The sequence below is a fragment of the Rhodococcus sp. SBT000017 genome (genome assembly GCF_003688915.1).
Classification (GTDB): Bacteria; Actinomycetota; Actinomycetes; order Mycobacteriales; family Mycobacteriaceae; genus Rhodococcoides.
Window position 1 is genome coordinate 2,296,400 of sequence record NZ_REFU01000001.1, and the last position, 21,458, is coordinate 2,317,857.

At 65.0% G+C, this 21,458-nt stretch carries 23 protein-coding genes; 13 read left to right on the forward strand and 10 right to left on the reverse strand.

The genetic code is table 11. The features are described 5' to 3' along the window. Window positions 1–67: 67 nt before the first annotated feature. The 5 genes from AYK61_RS10435 to AYK61_RS10455 all read left to right on the forward strand — a co-directional run bounded on the left by AYK61_RS10435 (window position 68) and on the right by AYK61_RS10455 (window position 4,998). Window positions 68–1,186: a citrate synthase 2 gene (locus tag AYK61_RS10435; protein WP_121870741.1), complete on the forward strand. Its 1,119-nt coding sequence runs from the start codon at window positions 68–70 to the stop codon at window positions 1,184–1,186. Between the two features lie 70 nt (window positions 1,187–1,256). After that, on the forward strand, window positions 1,257–2,378 hold the full coding sequence (gene serC, locus AYK61_RS10440; RefSeq protein WP_121870742.1) for a phosphoserine transaminase: 1,122 nt from the start codon (window positions 1,257–1,259) through the stop codon (window positions 2,376–2,378). Window positions 2,379–2,469: 91 nt separating this feature from the next. Further along, complete coding sequence (locus AYK61_RS10445) at window positions 2,470–3,141, forward strand: rhomboid-like protein (RefSeq protein WP_121870743.1); 672 nt, start codon at window positions 2,470–2,472, stop codon at window positions 3,139–3,141. 112 nt (window positions 3,142–3,253) lie between these two features. Further along, window positions 3,254–4,153, forward strand: a complete 900-nt coding sequence (gene sepH, locus AYK61_RS10450) for a septation protein SepH (RefSeq protein ID WP_121870744.1) — start codon at window positions 3,254–3,256, stop codon at window positions 4,151–4,153. Between the two features lie 92 nt (window positions 4,154–4,245). After that, entirely contained in the window at window positions 4,246–4,998 is a 753-nt protein-coding gene (locus tag AYK61_RS10455; protein ID WP_237668992.1) for a DUF6928 family protein, read from the forward strand. Between the two features lie 104 nt (window positions 4,999–5,102). On the opposite strand, the gene AYK61_RS10460 is transcribed toward AYK61_RS10455, so the two are convergent. Next, window positions 5,103–5,372, reverse strand: a complete 270-nt coding sequence (locus tag AYK61_RS10460) for a DUF2537 domain-containing protein (protein WP_121870746.1) — start codon at window positions 5,370–5,372, stop codon at window positions 5,103–5,105. Then, window positions 5,369–6,172, reverse strand: a complete 804-nt coding sequence (locus tag AYK61_RS10465; RefSeq protein WP_121870747.1) for an RNA methyltransferase — start codon at window positions 6,170–6,172, stop codon at window positions 5,369–5,371. The genes AYK61_RS10460 and AYK61_RS10465 overlap by 4 nt, the downstream gene beginning before the upstream one ends. Window positions 6,173–6,248: 76 nt before the next feature. Here AYK61_RS10465 and AYK61_RS10470 point away from each other — a divergent pair, with 76 nt between their 5' ends. Further along, the gene (locus AYK61_RS10470; RefSeq protein WP_121870748.1) at window positions 6,249–7,448 is read left to right on the forward strand and encodes a GNAT family N-acetyltransferase; all 1,200 of its coding nucleotides are present in this window, start codon (window positions 6,249–6,251) and stop codon (window positions 7,446–7,448) included. A gap of 57 nt (window positions 7,449–7,505) precedes the next feature. On the opposite strand, the gene AYK61_RS10475 is transcribed toward AYK61_RS10470, so the two are convergent. Beyond that, entirely contained in the window at window positions 7,506–8,633 is a 1,128-nt protein-coding gene (locus tag AYK61_RS10475) for a hypothetical protein (protein ID WP_128644873.1), read from the reverse strand. A gap of 74 nt (window positions 8,634–8,707) precedes the next feature. Next, entirely contained in the window at window positions 8,708–9,205 is a 498-nt protein-coding gene (locus tag AYK61_RS10480) for a hypothetical protein (RefSeq protein WP_128644874.1), read from the reverse strand. Between the two features lie 432 nt (window positions 9,206–9,637). On the opposite strand from AYK61_RS10480, the gene AYK61_RS10485 reads away from it, so the two are divergent. Genes AYK61_RS10485 through AYK61_RS10505 form a run of 5 tightly spaced genes read left to right on the forward strand, consistent with a single transcriptional unit; the run spans window position 9,638 to window position 13,338 of the window. After that, complete coding sequence (locus AYK61_RS10485) at window positions 9,638–9,865, forward strand: hypothetical protein (protein ID WP_183130231.1); 228 nt, start codon at window positions 9,638–9,640, stop codon at window positions 9,863–9,865. After that, complete coding sequence (locus AYK61_RS10490; protein WP_121870751.1) at window positions 9,862–10,797, forward strand: ABC transporter ATP-binding protein; 936 nt, start codon at window positions 9,862–9,864, stop codon at window positions 10,795–10,797. Before AYK61_RS10485 ends, AYK61_RS10490 begins: the two co-directional genes overlap by 4 nt. Continuing rightward, on the forward strand, window positions 10,794–11,567 hold the full coding sequence (locus tag AYK61_RS10495; RefSeq protein ID WP_121870752.1) for an ABC transporter permease: 774 nt from the start codon (window positions 10,794–10,796) through the stop codon (window positions 11,565–11,567). The genes AYK61_RS10490 and AYK61_RS10495 overlap by 4 nt, the downstream gene beginning before the upstream one ends. Window positions 11,568–11,605: 38 nt before the next feature. Beyond that, window positions 11,606–12,736: a sensor histidine kinase gene (locus tag AYK61_RS10500; protein ID WP_121872647.1), complete on the forward strand. Its 1,131-nt coding sequence runs from the start codon at window positions 11,606–11,608 to the stop codon at window positions 12,734–12,736. Next, window positions 12,733–13,338 (forward strand): response regulator transcription factor, encoded by a 606-nt coding sequence (locus AYK61_RS10505; RefSeq protein ID WP_121870753.1) that lies wholly within the window; start codon window positions 12,733–12,735, stop codon window positions 13,336–13,338. The genes AYK61_RS10500 and AYK61_RS10505 overlap by 4 nt, the downstream gene beginning before the upstream one ends. A 7-nt stretch (window positions 13,339–13,345) precedes the next feature. On the opposite strand, the gene AYK61_RS10510 is transcribed toward AYK61_RS10505, so the two are convergent. The 3 genes from AYK61_RS10510 to AYK61_RS10520 are packed head-to-tail and all read right to left on the reverse strand — an operon-like array spanning window position 13,346 to window position 16,607. After that, a complete protein-coding gene (locus AYK61_RS10510) occupies window positions 13,346–14,617 on the reverse strand; it encodes an MFS transporter (protein ID WP_121870754.1) in 1,272 nt (423 codons plus the stop codon). A gap of 57 nt (window positions 14,618–14,674) precedes the next feature. Further along, entirely contained in the window at window positions 14,675–15,103 is a 429-nt protein-coding gene (locus AYK61_RS10515; RefSeq protein ID WP_037188786.1) for a MarR family winged helix-turn-helix transcriptional regulator, read from the reverse strand. A gap of 52 nt (window positions 15,104–15,155) precedes the next feature. Beyond that, the gene (locus tag AYK61_RS10520; RefSeq protein WP_121870755.1) at window positions 15,156–16,607 is read right to left on the reverse strand and encodes an NCS2 family permease; all 1,452 of its coding nucleotides are present in this window, start codon (window positions 16,605–16,607) and stop codon (window positions 15,156–15,158) included. 106 nt (window positions 16,608–16,713) lie between these two features. On the opposite strand from AYK61_RS10520, the gene AYK61_RS10525 reads away from it, so the two are divergent. Together AYK61_RS10525 and AYK61_RS27020 are read left to right on the forward strand one after the other, a co-directional pair. Beyond that, window positions 16,714–16,953, forward strand: a complete 240-nt coding sequence (locus tag AYK61_RS10525; RefSeq protein ID WP_374700643.1) for a DUF2530 domain-containing protein — start codon at window positions 16,714–16,716, stop codon at window positions 16,951–16,953. Between the two features lie 93 nt (window positions 16,954–17,046). Beyond that, complete coding sequence (locus tag AYK61_RS27020; protein ID WP_128646438.1) at window positions 17,047–17,238, forward strand: hypothetical protein; 192 nt, start codon at window positions 17,047–17,049, stop codon at window positions 17,236–17,238. Here AYK61_RS27020 and AYK61_RS10530 read toward each other — a convergent pair. Genes AYK61_RS10530 through AYK61_RS10540 form a run of 3 tightly spaced genes read right to left on the reverse strand, consistent with a single transcriptional unit; the run spans window position 17,207 to window position 21,454 of the window. After that, window positions 17,207–17,758, reverse strand: coding sequence for a phosphatase PAP2 family protein (locus AYK61_RS10530; protein WP_237669561.1), 552 nt, complete (start codon window positions 17,756–17,758; stop codon window positions 17,207–17,209). The two genes, AYK61_RS27020 and AYK61_RS10530, sit on opposite strands and share 32 nt — an antisense overlap. Continuing rightward, the gene (locus AYK61_RS10535) at window positions 17,748–20,450 is read right to left on the reverse strand and encodes a sacsin N-terminal ATP-binding-like domain-containing protein (protein ID WP_259468004.1); all 2,703 of its coding nucleotides are present in this window, start codon (window positions 20,448–20,450) and stop codon (window positions 17,748–17,750) included. Before AYK61_RS10535 ends, AYK61_RS10530 begins: the two co-directional genes overlap by 11 nt. 23 nt (window positions 20,451–20,473) lie before the next feature. Beyond that, complete coding sequence (locus AYK61_RS10540) at window positions 20,474–21,454, reverse strand: DUF3027 domain-containing protein (RefSeq protein WP_121872650.1); 981 nt, start codon at window positions 21,452–21,454, stop codon at window positions 20,474–20,476. Window positions 21,455–21,458 lie beyond the last annotated feature (4 nt).

Sequence of the window (21,458 nt, forward strand, 5' to 3'; positions counted from 1 at the left end):
TTCTGACGAAGTACGCCCGGATGCGGCGCAGAGCCGGGTGCAGTTGCGACGAGGGAGTCCACAGGCCATGGCTGTTCAAGAAGTTCCCGAGGATTTCGTCTCCGGCCTCGAAGGTGTCGTCGCGTTCACCTCCGACATCGCCGAGCCCGACAAGGACGGTGGCGCACTGCGGTATCGCGGCGTCGACATCGAGGAACTCGTCGCGCAGAACGTCACTTTCGGTGATGTCTGGGCCCTGCTCGTCGACGGCGAGTTCGGTCGAGGACTACCACCGGCCGAACCCTTCCCGCTGCCCATCCACACCGGTGACGTTCGTGTCGACGTGCAAGCCGGCCTGGCGATGCTCGCTCCCATCTGGGGCTACCAACCCGTCCTGGACATCGACGACACGACCGCTCGCGACAACCTCGCCCGCGCGTCGGTGATGGCACTGTCCTATGTCGCCCAGTCCGCCCGTGGCATCTATCAGCCCGCGGTCCCGCAGACGCGCATCGATCAGGCCGCAACCGTCACCGAGCGGTTCATGGTCCGGTGGAAGGGCGAACCGGATCCCGCTCACGTGGCTGCCATCGACGCGTACTGGGTCTCGGCCGCCGAGCACGGCATGAACGCCTCGACGTTCACCGCGCGCGTCATCGCCTCCACCGGAGCCGACGTCGCCGCCTGCCTGTCCGGTGCCATCGGTGCGATGTCCGGGCCCCTGCACGGCGGCGCGCCCGCCCGCGTCCTGCCGATGATCGAGGAGGTCGAGAGAACCGGTGACGCACGCGCTCTCATCACCGGAATCTTGGACCGAAAAGAGAAGCTCATGGGCTTCGGGCACCGCGTCTACCGCGCCGAGGACCCTCGGGCCCGTGTTCTGCGCGCCACGGCCAAGAGACTGAACGCACCGCGTTACGAGGTCGCCGCGGCGCTCGAGCAAGCGGCACTGACCGAACTGCGCGAACGCCGCCCCGATCGAGCTATCGAAACCAACGTCGAGTTCTGGGCCGCGGTCATCCTCGACTTCGCCGAGGTGCCGGCGCACATGATGCCCGCCATGTTCACCTGTGGACGGACCGCGGGCTGGTGCGCGCACATCCTGGAGCAGAAGCGACTGGGCAAGCTCGTCCGACCTGCTGCCCTTTATACCGGCCCCGAACCGCGGTCTCCCGAGTCCGTCGAAGGCTGGGACCTGATCCGGTAGTCGAAGCTGGTATGGCACCCGACTACCCTGTCCAGTGCCATATTCCATCGACGCTAGGACGCGCTACTCCATGGCCGAATTGCCGATCATTCCCGCCGATCTCCTGCCCGCCGACGGACGCTTCGGCTGTGGCCCGTCCAAGGTTCGCCCCGAGCAGCTGCAATCCCTGGTCGACGTCGGCGCTTCCGTGTTCGGCACCAGCCACCGGCAGAAGCCCGTCAAGGACGTCGTCGGACGCGTGCGCAGTGGTCTGAAGGATCTGTTCTCCCTCCCCGAGGGCTACGAGGTCGTCCTCGGCAACGGCGGTACCACCGCATTCTGGGACGCTGCCGCGTTCGGCCTGATTCGCGAGAAGTCGCTGCACCTGACCAACGGCGAGTTCAGCTCGAAGTTCGCCTCGGTGGCCAAGAACAACCCGTTCATCGGTGATCCGATCGTCGTCAAGGCCGAGCCGGGCAGCGCGCCCGAGCCCACCTCCGACCCGTCCGTCGACCTCATCGGTTGGGCGCACAACGAGACCTCGACGGGCGTGGCCATCCCGGTCAGCCGTCCGGCCGGCTCCGAGAACGCCCTCATCGCGATCGACGCCACCTCCGGTGCAGGCGGTCTGCCGGTGAACGTCGCCGACTCGGACGTCTACTACTTCGCTCCGCAGAAGTGCTTCGCCGCCGACGGTGGCCTGTGGGTCGCGCTGATGAGCCCGGCCGCACTCGAGCGCGTCAGCGAAATCGCCGCCACGGATCGGTGGGTCCCGGACTTCCTGTCGCTGCCGATCGCCGTCGACAACAGCAGCAAGAACCAGACGTACAACACCCCGGCCGTGGCGACACTGCTGATGTTCGCGGACCAGATCGAGTGGCTGAACGCGCAGGGCGGCCTCGATTGGGCCACCAAGCGCACCGCCGATTCGTCCTCACGCCTGTACGACTGGGCCGAGAAGAGCGAGTTCGCAACGCCGTTCGTGACGAACCCGGATCACCGCAGCCAGGTCGTCGGCACCATCGACTTCGACGAGAAGGTCGACGCAGCCCAGGTTGCGAAGATCCTGCGCGCCAACGGCGTCGTCGACACCGAGCCGTACCGCAAGCTCGGCCGCAACCAGCTGCGTGTCGGTATGTTCCCGGCCATCGAGCCTGACGACATCACCGCACTGACCAAGAGCATCGACTGGGTCGTGTCCACACTGAGCTAGTTGGCAGCAAGCTCACAGCTCCAGCGCTCCCTTCGAGGCCTACACTTGCTATCAAGTAAGCAAGCGTAACGACCTCGGAGGGAGCGCTCGTATGTACAGGCTCCTGGCATCGGCGCTACGGATTCGTGTGACTCTGGTGTACTGCGCACTCGCGGTGGCGGGAACCGTCGCGCTCGGACAGATCGGCCCGCACGATCGGTGGCACGTGCTGCACGCGGCGAGCACCAACCTGCACAATCTGACCGACGGCCACCTCGCCACCCTCGTCACGAGCATCTTTCTCACCGAAGGACGGGTGAACTGGCTGTGGTTGGCCGCGGTCGCCCTGCTGTTCGCCGTCGCCGAGTGGATCTCCGGCTGGCGACGCTTCCTGCTGACCTTCAGCGCCGGACACCTCGGTGCGACGGCGTTGGTTGCCGTCGGACTGCTCATCGGCATTCACAACGATTGGCTCGCGGACTCGCTGGCGATGGCCGTCGACGTCGGTGTCAGCTACGCAGCAGCAGCGGTCGCAGGGTCGATGATTCGGTACCTGCCGATGCCGTGGCGTGCAGGCTGGGCCGCACTGTGGATCGGTGTCGTCACGATCAGTGGAGTGTCGGACCCGTCCTTCACCGCCGTCGGGCATGCGATTGCCCTGACCATCGGCTTCGGCCTGGGTGCACTCTACCTTCGCAGAGACGCATCGGCGTTGTCCCACAAAGTAATTGGCGGAACATCGACCGAATGGGTGCAGCCGAGCCCGCAGCTGTCTACCCTCTGATAGGGAAACGATCGTCGGCAGAAGCGATGCGTGTCGAACACCCGCCGAATACGGCAGGTGAACTAGGCTCGAATTCGACGGTATCGCGAGCCGGCGCGATGAGGAGGTCAAGGTGCGAGACTTACGTGTGGTGGGTCTCGAGGCCGACGGAAAGTTCGTCGTGTGCGCAGATCCCAAGACCGGCGACAGATTCCGGCTTCCAGCCGACGACAAGCTCCGCGCGGCCTCACGCGGTGACATCGCTCGACTAGGACAGATTGAGATCGAAATGGACAGCTTGCTTCGGCCGAAAGAAATTCAGGCCCGTATCCGCAGCGGAGCGACCATCGAACAGGTTGCCGCCGACTCCGGAATGGCCATCAGTCGCGTCGAGGTGTTCGCGCACCCGGTGCTGCTCGAACGCTCGCAGGCCGCGTCGATGGCTCAGGCCGGTCATCCGCTGCGCCACGACGGCCCTGCCGTGCAGACCCTGCTCGAGATCGTCACCCTCGCCTTCCGCGCCCGCGGCCACAATCTCGACGACGCGGCGTGGGACGCCTGGCGCGACGAGGACAACAAGTGGGTCGCGCAGCTGAAGTGGCAGGCGGGCCGTACCACCAACAAGGCGCACTGGCAGTTCCTGCCCGACGGGCACGGCGGCACCATCGCGCCACTCGACGACACCGCACACGAACTGATCGATCCCGACTTCGGACGCCAACTGCGCGGTCTGGCACCGGTGCGCGCACTGACGTCCGCCGAGGATTCCGACGACGAGGCCTCGCAGCAGAGCTTCGACGAGTACTACGGCACCACCGCCGACAGCGAGATCGACGCCGGGACCATCGAGGTCGAGGTGGACGATGCGCCGACTCCCGAGCCCGAGCAGCCACGCGAACCGGTGGCCAGGGAGCCCAGGCCCGCACCGAAGCCTGCCGCCGGTCACACCAGCGGCAAGGACAAGCGCGGCAAGCCGGCCATGCCGTCGTGGGAGGACGTCCTGCTCGGCGTTCGCAGCAGCGGTCACAACTGAGTTCTGATGTGACCGATGTGCCGCGCGGTGCAGAACCGCCGACGCTCACACCGTAGGCTTCCCAGGAGGTAACGGAGAGAGAGGTGCCGGTAGTGGGGGCCAAAGCATCAACGATCTGGTACGTGGACGCACCGGATCCCATTTCTGTACTCCGAGAGGCCACCACCTCGGACTGGAATGCTGCGAGCGCACTCGTCGGACGTCTGTACCCCCACCTGACGGCAGTGCCCCTCGGACAGGGCCCCATATCGACCTCTGCGGGCGTGGACGACGATCACGTCTTCATCGGTTGCTACCCGGGCGTCACCGTGGTGTGCGGATCCAATCTCGCGGTGCCCACACCGTCGACGCTTCCCGAATCCTTCACTCGCCCTCTGGCGTCCGAGCACACCTACCTCGTCGCCTCGGATCCCCAACACGCCTGGGGTGCGTTCGCGTACTGGGAGCGCGGTGAATTCCGCCGGTCCTTCAGCGCCACCCCGGTGTACATCTACGAGGACGCGGGACTGCCACTGGTGTGGGAGCGATCGTTCTGGGCCGGTGAGCATCCGCTGATCTATCCCCCCGGCGTGATGCCCGATCCACAATCGCTGCCGTTCCACCCACAGGAATTCGCCGAGGCCGCCAACGCCGAGTGGCTCGGATTCCGCTACACCGGCGCACCGCACGCGGACGAATTCGATCCGAACACCCTGCCGGTCTGCGGCTTCACGATGTACGTTCCGGGGCAGGAGCCGCCGCCGCCGAACCAGAGCCCGAACGGCCGCGCCGCGCAGGAACCGATGCCCGACGCCCCCGACGAACAGGCACCGCGACCGAAGAAGCGTTGGTTCTCGCGCAAATAGCGGCAGGGTGGGCACCGTTGCGCGCAACAACCGCCGGTCGACGGGTTTCCGCCGATGGTCGCCGGTAGTGCGCAACCCTGCCCGCACCCGGTGCCCGGCGAACGTCAGAACGCCAGCGCCGCCAGTGCCACGAAGCTCAGGATCGAACCGATACCGGCTCCGTAGACGGCCCAACGCCACACCGGTATCGCGAGCCACCGCATGACCGTCGGTGCCGCACCCGCAACGACGATGATGTTCAGACCGATCGCGAGCAGCGGATGAATTCTGGCCAGTTCCAGACCGAAGGTCGTCAGTGCAACACCCACGAGCGCCGCCGAGATCGCGGCGATCGGGATTCCGGTCCAGCGGACGCCCGGGTCGTGGTCGTTCACGTCAGGCGCACGCGTTCGTAGAACCCCATCGCAGCGGCCGTGGCCACATTGAGTGAATCGGTGCCGGGAGCCATCGGAATGCGCGCGCGAATGTCCGTGGCGCGCATGGCATGTTCGGTCAACCCCGGTCCCTCCGCGCCGAGCAACAACGCGACCTTCTCCCCCGTCATCGCCGCCGCCAGCGACACCGCCGCCGGATTGGGTGTCAGCGAGATCAGCTGAAAGCCATGCGCGCGAACGCGATCGAGGCCGCGCGGCCACTCGGGCACCTTCGCGAAGGGCACCCGCAGCACATGCCCCATCGATACCCGCACCGACCGTCGATAGAGCGGATCCGCGCACGCGGCCCCGAACAGCACCGCATCCACTCCGAGGCCTGCCGCGTTGCGGAACATCGACCCGAGATTCTCGTGATCGTTGACGCCCTCGAGAATCGCCACCGTCTTCGCTCCGGCCAACACCTCGTCGAGATCGAGGGCCTGCGGCCTGTTCGCCGCCGCCAACACCCCTCGATTGAGATGAAAGCCGACGACCTCGGCCATCACCTCTGCGGACGTCCGGTAGAACGGAACGTCCGAATCGACGAGATCGTCGCGCAAGGCGTCGAGCCGTCGATCCACGCCCAGCAGGCTGATCATCGGAAACCGCGAGGTCAGCAGGCGCTGCGCAACCAACACACCCTCGGCGATCACCAGGCCCTTGCCCTCGGGCAGGTCGGGCCGCCGATCCGACGAGTTGAGATCGCGAAAATCGTCCAGTCGCGGGTCCGATGGGTCGTCGATGTCGATTACATGCACCACGTGCTCATCTTGTCACCCGACCGATTTCGAGACTCCGTCGGCGAAGGCCTACATCTGTATGGAAAAGTAAAGAGCGATGACTACCGACGAATCGATCACCATCCGTACCGCCACCGACGACGACTGGGATGCCGTCGCGCTGCTCGACGCCCACGCATTCGGCGAGCACCAGAACGCCGAGGACCTGGCCGAGACGCAGATCCTGACTCAGTCCGAGCACGTGTACCTGGCGTGGGACGGCGAGACCCCGGTGGGTGTGGCCATGCACTTCCCTATGTCGGTCACCGTTCCCGGTGGTGCGCAGGTCGAGGCGTCCGGAGTCTCCTGGGTCTCGGTTGCGCCGACGCATCGTCGACGCGGCATCCTGCGATCGATGTTCACCCAGCAGCACCGCGCCCTGAACGACGCGGGCGCACCGCTCTCCCTGCTCACAGCCAGCGAGGCGACGATCTACGGACGCTTCGGATACGGGCCGTTGACCGAGGAGATCAGTGTCTCGATCGACCGTCGATTCGCGCAGTTCCGCAAGGACACTCCCCCGGCCACCGGTGTGCGGCTGATCGAATCGGCCGAGGCCACCGAACTGCTCCCCGACATCTACCACCGCTGGCAGCAGCAGACCGCAGGCGCTCAGCCCAAGCCGCCGATCCGCTGGGAGCGGTTCTTCGCCGACCGCGAGAACCGGCGCGGCGGACTGACGGCTCTGTTCTTCGTCGTTCATCCCGACGGATACGTCGCCTACCGACGCGGACAGAACCCGAGTCGGGTGGTGGTGGAGGAATTCATCGCGGTGACCGACGACGCGTACGCCGCGCTGTGGCAGATTCTCGTCGGAGTGGACCTGGTCGACACCATCGAGGTACGGCAGGCACGGGACGAAGCACTGCCGTTCCTGCTGACCAACAATCGGCTACCGAAGGTCACGGCTCACCACGACGCTCTGTGGGGCCGCATCATGCATGTCGAGGCAGCGCTGGAGGCTCGCACCTACGCTCTCGACACCTCGCTGATCATCGCTGTGCGAGATCCCTTCCTCGATGCGGGCGGCACCTACTCGCTGACCGTGACCGACGGCCGCGCCACCTGCACCCGGGTGGAATCCGAACCGGACATCGAACTCGACATCGACGTGCTCGCAAGCATCTACTTCGGCACCCACCGAGCCCGCTTGTTCGCCGCGGCCAACCGCCTCACCGCGCGCAACGACGCGTCACTGCACGCACTCGACCTGACGTTCGGAACTGCGCGCCCGGCCGTCATGGGTTGGGGTTTCTAAAGCAGACGCTTTGGTGGCTGACAACACTCGAAGCACCCATGCGATGTCCGAGTGCGCTCACGGGCAACCTCCCAGAAAGGTGCTGACGAATGCCTGTGTGCCACCACGGATGGACGTTACCGTCGAGTTGTCCGAAAGTGATTCGACCTCGTTCTCAAAGAGAAAACCGATGTACATTTCGGGCTTCAGAGGGTCTCTCGCGATCAGGGGTGCTGCGAGACCCGTGATTTCGACCAGTTCATACCCTGCAAGGGCACCTTTGACCTCGGCCGCCGTCATGCCCGATCTGACGCCGTTGATGCTGTTCGATCCGACCGCGCCGATGACTGCCTCGTTCTCCAGCCAAATCGCGCCGGACCGCGCTCCGGAAAACGGGTACATGATGCAGGAGTCGCTGTTCTTCAGTGCGCTTCCGAACGGGATGCCGCTTGCATCCAGCTCAGCTCGACCGGTACCGATCACGATCTCACCGATACCTCCGAAGGTGATTGTGTCCCAGGACATGACACTGTTCGCAACAGGAGCCTCCGAGGACGTCTCAGTAGACGAGGTGTCTTCCTCAACGCACGCAGTGGTGCCTCGCTTCGCGAATTCTTCGCCCCCGCTTCTGATCGTGGACACCTCATCCGAGTCAGCTATTCGACCGGAGTCCGAACGGACGGTGAAGGCCAAGTAGCGGGTCGGGCTATCGGCCTCACTCACAACCACCTCGCTCACCGTGTCGTTCGTGGTCACATCGAAAACAGCATCGGGAAATGCCGACTTGATATCGTTGACTGTACTTCCACCGCTCAAATCCGGGATTGCAAACTGACCAGCGATTCCGATGACGACATCGTCCTTGACATACACACTGACGCTACGTCCGTACGCGGATTCCTCGTATCGGCTGCAGTCGTCGCTGGGGCTCATTATCGGGCTGGTTCTGACGCCATGCTGCGGGAGGTCAGCCTCGCTCATTCCTACGACGATGTCGCCGATACCGCCGAAGTACATCGGCCTCTCGGCCAACTCGAGTGGTCGCTCCGCCTCCTGACTTCCACATGCAGCCAGTGGGCCGACCACCATGACGAAAAAGAGCGAGGCCGCACACGCGCCGAAGCGGCGAGTGGGTTCGAGTTTCTTGGAGCGCATACCTGTGCACCTCCTTATCAGGTCGATGACCGCAAGGAGGCGATCACTCATCACTGCGGGCTGAACAATACAATGAAAGCTACTGGTCGACATTTCAGAAGTTGCGATTCGTCGTCCATGATTGCCTAACGCATACACAGCACTGCGCTACTGATCCATCCACGCTCTGCAACAAAAATCTCCAGTTTGTCAGTCGTCTGAGGCCAAACGACGGCCGTCTCCTCGCGCGCGACAATTCCACCGGAGGTCAGGATTATCGCCTCGACACCCGGAAGATCCCCTGAAGAAAAGGTGAATCCAGCACCACCCTCAGGACTGATGAATGTGCTGTATTCAACAGACTTCCCCGCGACGGTAAGTGATTCCGGTTCCGTACCCATCACATTCAATTCGATCGGTTCATATTCGCGGGCGCATGCCACCACCACGTCAGAGGCCTCCGTGAACAACCACGAGTCGGCGTCGTCTACCTGCACCGCCGCCACGGGGCCGTTCACACCGGGCTGGAGTTCGACCACTCGTGTGGATACTTCGGCACTGTCGCCCTGCTCTTCCGAGCAAGCCCCCGTAGCCGCCAGAACGGCACCAGCAATCAAGACCGCTGCCCCCTTTTTTGCGTTCAAGGTCGTCCCTCCATCGTAAAAACATTGACAGGCGAGACCAGATCTCCGACAAGCGATATCGAAGCCTCACAACCGAATTACCACAACGCATCGTGCACCGCGGTAATGCGCAGCACTGAGGTGTGCACATTACCGATGCCCTCGCACGATGTCACTCAGACAATGTGCTTCAATTGGCTGACTGCATTCCGCAGTTCAATGTGCAATGATTTGAAATTTTTTGTTTCTCGCCTCCGACGCGTGGACCTGAACCGCACCGCATCGCACGTTCGCGCTCGAATCCTCCACGCCCATCGCCGCCTGTGAACTACCGACTGTGTCGGCTGTCGTCCTACCGCATGACTTTTGTCATGGTTCGGTCATGACGGTGTCACCTCAGGTCATGATGCGCTGCACTGTTTTCGGTGGTCCGGGCGCAGCAGACTCGTAGTCATGAAGCAACCAGACGAAGGAAACCTGTTCACCGATCTCATGGAGCTCGGGCCGGCTCCGACGATGGCGCGTGAGATCGTCGTCATCGTCATCAGCATCGCCATTGTCGCCGTGCTGTTCGCGATCGTCGGTACGTCGGTTCCGGCGTTCGTCGCACTCGGCGTCATCGTCGCCTTCATGGGCGTGCGGTTCGTCATCGGACTCCGCCACTGGGAGAAGCAATCATGACCATCATCGAAGTCAATGGTATGACTCGCCGCTACGGTTCGGGCAAGAACGCTTTCGAGGCCGTGAAGGCACTCGATCTGCATGTCGCGGAGGGTGAGCTGTTCGGTCTGCTGGGCACCAACGGTGCCGGCAAGACGTCCACTCTCGAAGTGATTCAGGGACTTTCACGGCCCAGCGAGGGCACGGTGCGGATCATGGGAATGGATCCGGTGTCCGATCGCCGCAAGGTTCGGCCGTCTCTGGGCATCATGCTGCAGAAGGGCGGCCTGCCCCAGGACCTGACCACCGCGGAGAGCCTGCGGATGTGGGCGGGCACGTGCAGCAACCCGCTGCCGACCGCGGAGGTGCTCGAGCGTGTAGACCTGGCCGACCGCGCCGATACCCGGGTGAAGTTCCTCTCGGGCGGCGAGCAGCGCAGGTTGGATCTGGCGTGCGCCATCATCAGCCGTCCGCGAGTGCTGTTCCTGGACGAACCGACCACCGGACTCGATCCCGAAAGTCGCCGCAACACATGGCGTTTGATCCAGGAGCTGAAGAACTCCGGTGTGACGATCATGCTCACGACGCACTACCTGGACGAGGCCGAGTCACTGTGCGATCGGCTGGCGATCATGCACCGCGGCACAGTCGTTCGCAGTGGAACGGTCGACGAGGTGGTTGCCGACCACCCCGCGAAGATCGAACTGAAGGCCCCCGGTACGGCGTTGCCGACACTGCCCGGTACCGCGATCGACGTCTCGGGAGACACCATCTCGATCCAGACGTCCTCGGTACAGGACACGCTCACCGACCTGCTCGTGTGGGCCCGCACCAACGGAGTGACCCTGCACGGCCTCGACGCCCGAGCAGCATCGCTCGAAACCGTATTCCTCTCCATCGCAGACGAATTCGACAATCCGGACTTCACACACACGAAGGTGATGAGCGCATGAGCACGATGACCGCACTGTCACGAGCAGAGTTCACACTGCTCGGACGCAACCGAGTACTACTGTTCAACGCGATCGTCATGCCGTTGATCTTCCCCATCGCGCTGCTGATCATCGGTAGCCGCAGTGACGACGGATTGACCGATGCAGGCGTAGGAGCTGCACTCGAGATCTTCGCACTGTTCCTGCTCGTGTTCATGGTGTACTACAACATGCTCTCGGTCTATGCCACGCGACGAGACGAGTTGGTGCTGAAGCGACTTCGCACCGGAGAGAGTTCGGACGTGCAGATTCTGCTCGGACCGGCGATTCCCTCGCTGATTCTCACCGTCGTCCTCGGCCTGATCGTCGGCGCAGTGGTGCTGGCCTTCGGCGGACCCGTTCCCACCAACGCGCTACTGGTCGTGGCCGCCCTGTTCGGCGGTGCTGCACTGTTCGCTGCCCTGGCGCTGATCACGTCGGCGTTCACCCGCAACGCAGAGGCCGCGCAGATCACCAGTTTGCCGGTGATCCTGGTCGCCATGGCCGGTTCCTCACTGCTCCGTGACGCCCTCCCGGATTCGTTCAGCAGGGTGATCGACCTGACCCCGATGGCCGCGGTCTCGGACCTGCTCAACCTGGGCTGGTTCGGCACCACCACTCCCGGAGACGCGTCGATCGGCTTCGCTGGAACCTTCACCGAAGCCGGAATGCCGCTGGTGGTGATGCTCGCCTGGATCGTCGGCAGCCTGCTGATCGCCCGCACGCACTTCCGCTGGGAACCGCGGTCCTAGATCGCACCTTTCGTCGACCGTCTGCAAGGGTGGAGATCATGAAGCTGCACGAGTACCTCAACCCACTGCACGGCTGGAAAGACAGCAGTGACGTGGAGAAGGTGCGCGTCTACACCCGCCAGTCGTTCCTGACGCTCGCCGTCGCCGTCGCCGTCGCCGCGATGCTCACATCTCTGCAGTACGACGACTATCTGTCGATGGCGGCGGAGGCGGTCTGCGCCGCGGCTACTTTCGTGATCGTGCAGCGCACTCCCGCTATCGGTGGCGAGTCGAAGGCAAGTCCGCGCGTACCCCTGGGGGTCATGGCCGTCTCCGCCGTCGTGGTGGCGTTCAGCGGAGACTCGAACAATATGCTCTGGGCCGCCGCCCTCGCCACCACTGCCGTGGCAGCCCTCATTCCGTTGCGGTGGTGCCTGGCGGCCGCCGTGGCCGCCGCAGTGCTTGCGGCGGCGCTGGGACGCCCTGCGGTCGAAGCGGTCGTGCTCGGTCTCTTCATCGCATTTCTGGCCGTCACGCTGCAACTGTCGGCATGGCTGCTGCGCATCGTCACCGAACTCGACGCCACGCGCGACGCCGCAGCAGCACTGTCGGTCGCCGAGGAGCGATTGCGGTTCTCCCGGGATCTGCACGACGTCGTCGGCCGCGCACTGTCCGCCATTGCAGTCAAGAGCGAACTCGCCGCGACACTGGCTCGCCGGGGTGACGATCGAGCGGCGGGCCAGATGGACGAGGTTCGCGCACTCGCCCAGGAATCGATGACCGACGCTCGAAAACTGGTGCGGGGGTACCGATCGGTCGATGTGGCCTCGGAACTCGACGGCGCTCGATCCCTGCTGTCCGCCGCAGGCATTGCCACCGAACTGGTCGGTGAAACCTCGATCCTGAACGAACGCGCGGCCGAGGCCGCCGCCTGGGTGGTCCGTGAGGGTGTGACGAACATTCTGCGGCACTCCGCGGCAACCTACTGCCGGATCGAGCTGAGCGCCGGCAGCATTCGCTTGACCAACGATCGTCCCAGTGCATCGTCCGGCCGCGACGACGGCACGGGCCTGAGCGGGTTGCGCGAACGATTGGTTGCTGTCGGCGGCACCCTGAATGTCGAGAAGACCTCCGAGGAATTCACCCTCACGGCGGCGCTACCGACCGAGAACCCTAGGACGACATCATGATTCGAGTTCTGCTGGCCGACGACGAGAATCTCATTCGTGCTGCGCTGGCGACCATGCTCGATCTCGAGGACGACATCGAGATCGTCGGGCAGGCCGACTCCGGCGAGAAGGCGCTGACCGTCGCAGCCTCGCTCGCCCCCGACGTGGCAGTGCTGGACCTGCAGATGGGCGGGATCGACGGCATCGAGACGGCCCAGAAGATCGCCGAGACGCTACCCACCTGCGCGTCGATCATCGTCACCAGCCATGGTCGGCCGGGCTACCTCAAGAAGGCGCTCGAAGCGGGCGTGCGCGGGTTCCTCCCCAAGACCACCTCGGCTGCCACCCTGGCAGAGGTGGTGCGCACCGTGCACGGCGGCGGGCGCTACGTCGACCCGACGCTGGCCGCGGAAGCGATCGGAGCCGGCGACTCGCCGCTCACACCGCGCGAGGCCGATGTGCTCGAGTTCGCCGCCGACGGCGCGTCGATCGCGGAGATCGCACAGCGGGCCCATCTTTCGCCCGGCACCACCCGCAACTACCTGTCCGCGGCAGCAGCCAAACTGGGTGCAGCGAACCGGCACGAGGCCTGCGCTCTCGCTCGACGCCACGGCTGGATCTGACCCACCGTCACACCTTCGTGCTCACGGCGACGGTGTCGAGGGTGGGGAGCCGGTGACCGTTTGCGGGTGGTACAACGGTGATCCGCAAATTGTTGTGCCGCAGCAGATACACGGCCGCGAAGAGGCCGGTCGCCAGGGAGATGACCCCGCCGAACAGCAACGGTGCCCGCGGATCGAGGGCGTCGGCGAGCCAACCGAGAACCGGACTGCCCAGCGGAGTGCCGCCGAGGAAGCACAGCATGTAGATGCCCATCACGCGTCCGCGCATGTCGGACGGCACCGACATCTGCAGAATGTTCATCGCCGACGTCGTGAACGTCAACGTCAGGGCACCGGTGGGTATCAGCAGAAGTGCGACGAGCAGGTAGTTGGGCATCAATCCGACGATCAGCTCGAAGGCTCCGAAGGCGATGACGGCACCGATGAACAGCCGCAGGCGCGGCGCGCTCGCCCGCCGCGCAGCCAGAGTCGCTCCGGCCAACGTTCCGACTGCCAGGGTGGTCGAGAGCAGACCGTAGGCGTCTGCTCCGCTACCGAACGTGTTGCGCGCCAACACCGACAGACTCAGCGGGAAGTTGAGGCCGAACGTCGAGACCATGAAGACCGTGGCCAGCAGTACTCGTAGGTCACCGCGCCCCCAGACGTACCGAAAGCCCTCCCGCACCTGCCCTTTGGCGCGTGGGGCCGGTTCGACGCGGAAGAGCTGACCGACGTTCATCGCCACGAGGGCACCGAAGACCGCCGCGAACGACACGGCATTGATGAGAAACACCCAGCCGGTGCCGACGAGGGTGATGAGCACTCCGGACACGGCAGGGCCGACGATGCGCGCCATGTTGAAGGTCATCGAGTTCAACGCGATCGCATTGGCGAGGGTCTCTTTGCCGACCATCTCGATGGTGAACGATTGCCGCACCGGTGCGTCGATCGCGGACGAGCAGCCGAGGATGAATGCGATGACGTAGACGTGCCACAGCTCGACCATCCCCCCGACGTCGAGCACGCCGAGCACCAGACCGCATACCGCGGCGAAGACCTGGGTGATCATGAGTAGCTTGCGCTTGTCGTAGCGGTCTGCCAGGACCCCACCCCAGACCGAGAGGAACAGCGTCGGCCCGAACTGCAGGGCCATGACGATGCCGACGGCGAAGCCGTTGCCGCCGGACAGCGTCAGAACGAGCCAGTCCTGGGCAACCCGCTGCATCCACGTGCCGACCAGCGAGACGATCTGCCCTGACGCCCACAATCGGTAGTTGCGAGTCTTCAGTGCGGCGAACATCGTCGAGCCGGAGGTACGGGAAGCAGGGGCCACCGTTCAAATAATAAACCTAGGTAACTACTCGGAGTCGCTGACGAGGGCCCCGATGATCGTCACCGCGTCACGGAGTGTGTCGAGCTGCTCGGGCCCGAGGCCTGCTAGCTGCGCGGTCATCCACGCTTCGCGGGCACTGGCCTCGTCGGCGATCAGTTCTCGACCGGCCGGTGAGAGCGAGACGATCACCTGCCGCCCGTCGGTGGGATGCGGGGTGCGCGCCACCAGACCGAGTTCGGCCAACGATGCGATCACCCGCGTCATCGACGGCGGCTGGACCTTCTCTCGCGCGGCCAATGCACCCGGCGTCATGTCGCCCTCCCGACTCAGCGTGGCCAGAGCCGACAGCTGAGTGAGCGAGACTTGCGAGTCCACTCGCCTACCCCGAAGGTGGCGAGTCAGCCTCACCACCGCAAGCGACAGGTCGCTTGCCAATTCCCGATTGTCCTTCACACCATTTCCCGACGTCACAGCGCAGAGAATACGCCCTGGTACCGACCACGCGTCATGTAACCGCCTCGGTGATGGGTCCGACGGCGAAATATGCGACGAACAACAACGCGACGATCCACAACAGGGGATGGACCGACTTCGCCCGACCGGACCCGACCGCGAGTAGGACCCAGGTGATGAAACCGACGCCGATCCCGTTGGCGATGGAGTACGTGAAGGGCATCACCACGATGGTCAGGAAGGCAGGCAGCGCGTAATCGAAGCGGCGGAAGTCGATGTCGAGAACCTGCCCGATCATCAACGCACCCACCACGACCAGTGCCGGAGCAGCCGCTTCGATCGGAACGACGGCCGTGAGCGGGGTGAAGAACATGGCCAGCAGGAAGAGCAGTCCGGTGACGACGTTGGCCAGTCCGGTACGCGCACCCTCGGCGATTCCGGAAGCCGATTCCACGAACACGGTGTTCGACGACGCCGACGCACCGCCTCCGACGATGGCTCCGGCCCCCTCGACGACCAGCGCCTTGCCGATGTTCGGCAATTTTCCGTCCTTGTCCAGCTTCGCTTCCTTGCCCAGACCCGTCATCGTGCCCATCGCGTCGAAGAAATTCGCGAGTACGAGCGTGAACACCAGCAGGCTCGCTGCGAGCACGCCGATGCGAGTGAACGCTCCGAACAGGTCGACCTCGCCCACCAGGGACAGATCAGGAGACTGAATCAACTCGGTTGGCAGCTGCGGGACCGAGAGGTTCCAGCCCTTGGGGTCGACGCCGTTCGACGGACCCACGTCGGTGACGGCCTCGACGATCGCCGCCAGCACCGTCGTGACCACGATGCCGATCAGCAGACCGCCACGCACCTTGCGCACCACCAGCACACCCATCAGCAACAACCCGAACACGAAGATCACCGTCGGCCACGACGCGATGGACCCGTCGATGCCGAGCCCGACGGGAACCGTCGTGCCCGCGGCGTCGGGGATGCGGCGCACGAAGCCGGAGTCGACCAGCCCGATGAAGGCGATGAACGCGCCGATACCGGCGGCGATCGCAGCCTTGAGCTCGGCCGGGATCGCGTTGAACACCGCCGTGCGGAATCCGCTCACCGCCAGCAACACGATGATGATGCCGTCGATGACGACGAGTCCCATCGCCTCGGGCCACGTCACCTGCGGTGCGATCGTGACGGCGAGCAGGGTGTTGATGCCCAGGCCTGCCGCGATGCCGAAGGGATAGTTGGCGACGATGCCGAAGGCGATGCTCATGAATCCGGCCACCAGCGCGGTCACGGCGGCGACCTGGGCGACCGGCAGAATGTTGCCGAGCACGTCGGTCTTGGCCGCTGCGTCGTCGGCGGAGAAGCTGCCCAGGATCAGCGGATTGAGGACGACGATGTAAGCCATGGCCACGAAGGTGACCACGCCTCCTCGAACCTCGGATCCGACCGTCGAGCCGCGTTCGGTGATCTTGAAGTAGTTGTCGAGTAGCCGCGACGACAATTGCATGAGCGAACGATAAAGCACACCGAAGCAGTTGGGTAACCGCAGCGGCGCAGCCGAGACCGACACAGCGGCGCAGCCGAGAACGACACAGTGGCGTAGCTTGAATTTCGTGGCCGACCTCCCCCAGATTCCGCGCAGCCTCACCGATCCGGTGCCGGTGTTGGCGATCGGCATCCTCGGCTGGATCATCGCGCTGGTGGTGTTCACGGCCACCGGAGATCGGGGCGGCGACGCACTGGCGACGTGTTGGTCCGGTATCGCCGTGGGTGCCGTAGGGTTCGGAATCTTCCTGATACAGAGAGCGGCGTCACGTCGCGGGAGCAAAACCGCCCAACGCGGCCTCGATTGAGATCAGGATCACGTTAGCTCGATCACCGCAGGCCCCCTGACGTGGGCAAACTAACCCGCCAGCCGGTTGAGTAACACAAAGTTAACGTGGACCATGGGTTATGTCAGTTCAGATAACCTCTCGATCCACGAAAGCCAGGCCATGAAGTTCGTCGCTCAGTACCGCAATCGCCGTAACCACGTCCGCTCGCTCCGCGCCCTCTACGCACGCGCCAACGCTGTCTCCAGCCCGGCCATGCGCGACGAGCTGCTCGTCATCGCCCAGCGCTCTGATTTCTCGCGCTGATCAGCCTGACGGCATAGATCCACCCCAGCCCCCACAGGGCACCGAACACCCAGCCGGCCAGCACGTCCGTGGTCCAATGCGCACCCAGGTAGATCCGAGAGAATCCGATCAGCAGGGACGCGACCACAGGTAGCACGAGCAATACCGGCCGATGCAGCCACGGATTCGGCGATCGCAGCATCACCGCGATCGCCACCGTGGCAAGCACCATCGACATCATCGCGTGGCCCGACGGAAACGAATGGCTCGCAATATCCACCAGCCGTTCCGGAATCGGTGGCCGCTCCCGCGCGAACGCGAACTTGAGCGCATTCATCGGACCCCACCCGGTCAGCATCGAGCCCGCGACCATCCATGCGTCGACTGTCCTCTTGGATGTCAGCAACGCAGCCCACGCCGCCGTCGACAACACGAACATCATGAACGTGTTGCCCACCGTGGTGATGATCCAGAACATCGTCGTGACCCACCCGACTCGGTGCTCGACCATCCAGTCCAGGATCACACCGTCAAGCCCCACGAGGTCGCTCCCAACTCTCCGTGCAGTGGACCGTTCCGTCGGCGGTCACCCACCACGGGACTGCTTTGTCTCCGCTCACCTCACCGGACAGCCGCACCACGAGTTCGCGATGCACCACCACCCCTCCTGATGGCAGCGGCAATCCCAGTACGGCACAGGCCGACACGGCTCCGGGTTCGCGATCCCAGGAGCTGACGCGTCCGGTTCCGAGCACTTCTCCGCTGATCGCCTCCGATGCGTGCCTGATGTCGAGAACATCGGCCAGTGCCGCAGCGGTGGCCATGTCCGAGAGCACGGCGATTTCCGGTGGAACCACGCTCGCCAGCCACGGAGCGTCGATCACGAGCGCATCCGACGCGTCCACCACCGCGCCGCCGAGCGTGCGGACACGATCCGGTGGATCGATGTCCGAGACCTCGATGCGCCGCTCTGCAACAGCGGTGGCGATGAGCGTGTGGGTGCGCGCGATCACCGCAGGGGTCGGACTCCGCTGTGGATCCGACAGCGCTGCCAGCAGCACACGAGCAGTCTGGGCGTTCTCGCAGATCGGCGCGCTGAGCACCGCCTGCAGTTCGTCGGCACGTGGATGATCCAGTGGATCGAGCAACCCGGCGAACGTCTCGTCCGACGGTGCCCGGAATTCCATCGGACGCGAACCGTGCACTCGCGCATGCCGTCCGATCCACCACGCGGTGTAGCCGTCACGGTCGATCAGTGCCGCACGGGTGCTCGGATCGTCCAGTAACACGGCCATCGCCTCGGACCATCCGTCCGATCGGACGAGGTCGAGATCCCGGACCGCGAGGAGCGTCTCCGGCTCCTCGGCCAGACTCGACCACCACGCCGACTCGTCGTCGAGATCGTGATCCGGCCCAGTCGGCAGTTCGTCACGCACCACCGAGAAACCCCACCCGACGCCCACTGCTCGCAGCGCCCGCTCACCGAACCTGTCCACCACCGCAGTCGCGAGGACGCCGAACGGCGAATCATCGATCAGCAGGTCCGCCAACGGCGCTCCGGGAAGCAACAATTCGTCGGCGCTGCGCAATTCGCCCTCGTGGTCCGCGAGGGGCAGGCCGCCCAGCCAACCCGGTAATTCGCCCGCCTCTCCCGCCAGCGCGAGCACGGCGGCGACCAGTTCGTCGGCCTCCTCGCTCTCGTCCCAGTCGAGATCGTCCAGAGCCGCCTCGAGCGCCGGGTCGGTGAGCAATTCGGTCGCAGTCGCCTCACGGGCGCCCAGCCGCGCCAGCAGCGGACTCACCGCATCCGGGTGAACCAACCGCACCCAGGTGACCGCAGCGGAGGCGTCGGAGCCGATCACCGTCGTCCGTGGACCGGTCACCGTACGACCGTCTGCGAGCGGAACAGGCAGCGCAGCAAGCTCTTCCGCAGCCACACCGTCGACCACGAGTGGGACCAACGCGTCGAACAGTCGACGCCACCAACTCGGCTCGCGATCGAGCCCACCGACCATCTCCGCCAGCCTCGCCAACCCGATCCGGTGCACACCCACTGCCGCGAGCGCCGACGCGTGCCGCCCACCCGACAGTGACGCGTCGAGCTGATTCGGAACGACATCGACCAACGCCGAGACGAGTTCCTCGGTGGCGTCGGCGACGACGTTCGCCCGCTCGGGCACGAGGTCGCGTCCGTCGGCACCGGGAAGCCAAGGTGCACTGGACAATCGACGGAAGATCAGCTCACGCAGTGCGCCGTCGACCTCACTGCGAGCGAATCCGACCTCGGGCACGAACAATACCCTGGATGCCGCGGGCAGCGAGGCCACGAAGTCCGCGTACCCGTGCGCTACCGCGTCGAACGAGACACCGGGCAACACGCGCCGTCGATCGGGTTGCATCGGCACATCGGCAATGACCAACGCGGGCAACGACATCAGCTCGTCCGAGCGAGTCGGAGCGCGCAGCACATCGGGCGGCGCAGGAACGGGCAGACCGTCGACGACCGGAGCGAGCCAGCGGGCAGCCGGGGTGACGAACTGCCGCCAGGTTCGCGGTCCGATCGCGATCTCGGCGCTGCTGTCGTCGAGTTCCGTTCTGGTGCAGTCGATCACGACACCGTCGATCTCGATGGAGTTCAACGCCTCCAGTTCGAGAAGCAGGTCGACCGCCTCGTCTGCAAAGCCTGCGGCGAAAGAATTTGCCGCCACGTCGGCTCGCAATGTCAACACGATCTCGGTATCGAACCCATCGGCGGGCGGGGCGGTGACCGGCCATGCGAGCCGCAGCACCGGAACGCCGGTATCGGGCGCGCGCATGTCTCGCTCACGCAGCGCCTCGAGCGTGCGCCGCGCGCTGAACGCCACGCCGACGCCGCGGGATCGCACCTCGATCTCGTCGGATACCGAACGCACGGCGGTGAACCCGACTCCAAACTGTCCGACGCCCGAACCCGCAGCAGTCTTGCCCGACGCCCTCAAGGCGGTCAACGCGTGCACACCGGAGATATCCAGCGCTGCACCGGTATTGGCAACATGCAGAGCACCGAACTCATCGGTCCACACGGCCAGCCGACCCGGGACCCCGGCTCGCTGAGCGGCGTCGGCTGCGTTCTGCGCCAACTCGGTGAGCAGACGATCGCGGTAGCCCCCGCGCACCAGATCGGACTCGGACGCCGAATCCTCCCGAAGCCGGGTGGGAGAAGAGCCCCACGCCGCGAGAATCGACTCCCGCAACGACCCGGTATCGAACGGATCGATCAGCTCGGAGATGCCGAAGCTTCTTCCTGCGCAGCAAGATCGGTGGTGTTCGACGCATCATCTACGGCAGGTTCGGCGTTGTCGGCCGCAACGATGTCGGCAGCCCCCGACTCTTCCGGGGCCTCTCCCGTGGTTTCGACGGTGTCGGTCGTGTCGACGGTCTCGACGCTGTCGGCTGTCTCGGCAACTGCAGCCGGCTCGACCGGGGCCACCGGCGATGCGACGACGTCGAGTGCAGCGTCGTCGTACGGCTCGAATTGCGGCGATCCTGCTCCGGTGGGGAGTTCGGTGTCGGAATGCGCTCCGCAGCCGTACTCGGCATGCACCACGTGTCCGTCGGCCGCGAATTCGTTGCCGCACACCCCGAATGCGACGGAGAGTGAACCGGCGAGGGGGAGGTAGAAACCACACAGCCCGCAGGTCGACGGCGCCGCCTTGGCCATCTCGGTATCGGGACCGAAGTCGCCGTCGTGCCAGCGCTGGGCGGCGTCGAGGCGTCCTTCGAGGCTGGTGACCTTGGTTCGGCCGAGACCGATCTCGCCCGCAACCTCGTCGATGGCAGGGTCACCGGATCCGACGTACCCGGGCACGAGCCGCGGATCGTCCTGGCGCGGAGACAGCAGATCGCCGGGTCCCAGGTCGCCGGGACGGATGCGCTCGTCCCAGGGCACCCAGGTCGGTGCCACGAGAGCATCGGGGCCCGGAAGCAGAACAAGCTCACTGACCGTGGCGTGGTCCGCGTCCTCCGGTGCGGCGACCACGACGGCCCACTGCCATCCGCGGTACCCCTCGAGATCGCTGGCGAACCGGTGGGTGGCCGCGCTGGAGTCTTCGGCGGTGACCCCGAGGTACTCGCCGATACCGCCCTCTCCCAGGTCGAGCAGAGCCTGCCGCGCGAGGTCCACGGCATCGGCCAAGACGGGGCGGATGGAATCGAGCTCTGGGGAAGATACGAAACTCACACATCCAGTTTGCCGCATCGAC

Excerpts from the sequence above, each read along its gene's own strand:
- AYK61_RS10435 (WP_121870741.1), top strand. The coding sequence starts at position 68 with ATGGCTGTTCAAGAAGTTCCCGAGGATTTCGTCTCCGGCCTCGAAGGT.
- serC (WP_121870742.1), top strand. The coding sequence starts at position 1,257 with ATGGCCGAATTGCCGATCATTCCCGCCGATCTCCTGCCCGCCGACGGA.
- AYK61_RS10445 (WP_121870743.1), top strand. The coding sequence starts at position 2,470 with ATGTACAGGCTCCTGGCATCGGCGCTACGGATTCGTGTGACTCTGGTG.
- AYK61_RS10470 (WP_121870748.1), top strand. The coding sequence starts at position 6,249 with ATGACTACCGACGAATCGATCACCATCCGTACCGCCACCGACGACGAC.
- AYK61_RS10475 (WP_128644873.1), bottom strand. The coding sequence starts at position 8,633 with ATGAGTGATCGCCTCCTTGCGGTCATCGACCTGATAAGGAGGTGCACA.
- AYK61_RS10485 (WP_183130231.1), top strand. The coding sequence starts at position 9,638 with ATGAAGCAACCAGACGAAGGAAACCTGTTCACCGATCTCATGGAGCTC.
- AYK61_RS10490 (WP_121870751.1), top strand. The coding sequence starts at position 9,862 with ATGACCATCATCGAAGTCAATGGTATGACTCGCCGCTACGGTTCGGGC.
- AYK61_RS10495 (WP_121870752.1), top strand. The coding sequence starts at position 10,794 with ATGAGCACGATGACCGCACTGTCACGAGCAGAGTTCACACTGCTCGGA.
- AYK61_RS10500 (WP_121872647.1), top strand. The coding sequence starts at position 11,606 with ATGAAGCTGCACGAGTACCTCAACCCACTGCACGGCTGGAAAGACAGC.
- AYK61_RS10505 (WP_121870753.1), top strand. The coding sequence starts at position 12,733 with ATGATTCGAGTTCTGCTGGCCGACGACGAGAATCTCATTCGTGCTGCG.
- AYK61_RS10510 (WP_121870754.1), bottom strand. The coding sequence starts at position 14,617 with ATGTTCGCCGCACTGAAGACTCGCAACTACCGATTGTGGGCGTCAGGG.
- AYK61_RS10520 (WP_121870755.1), bottom strand. The coding sequence starts at position 16,607 with ATGCAATTGTCGTCGCGGCTACTCGACAACTACTTCAAGATCACCGAA.
- AYK61_RS27020 (WP_128646438.1), top strand. The coding sequence starts at position 17,047 with ATGGGTTATGTCAGTTCAGATAACCTCTCGATCCACGAAAGCCAGGCC.
- AYK61_RS10540 (WP_121872650.1), bottom strand. The coding sequence starts at position 21,454 with ATGCGGCAAACTGGATGTGTGAGTTTCGTATCTTCCCCAGAGCTCGAT.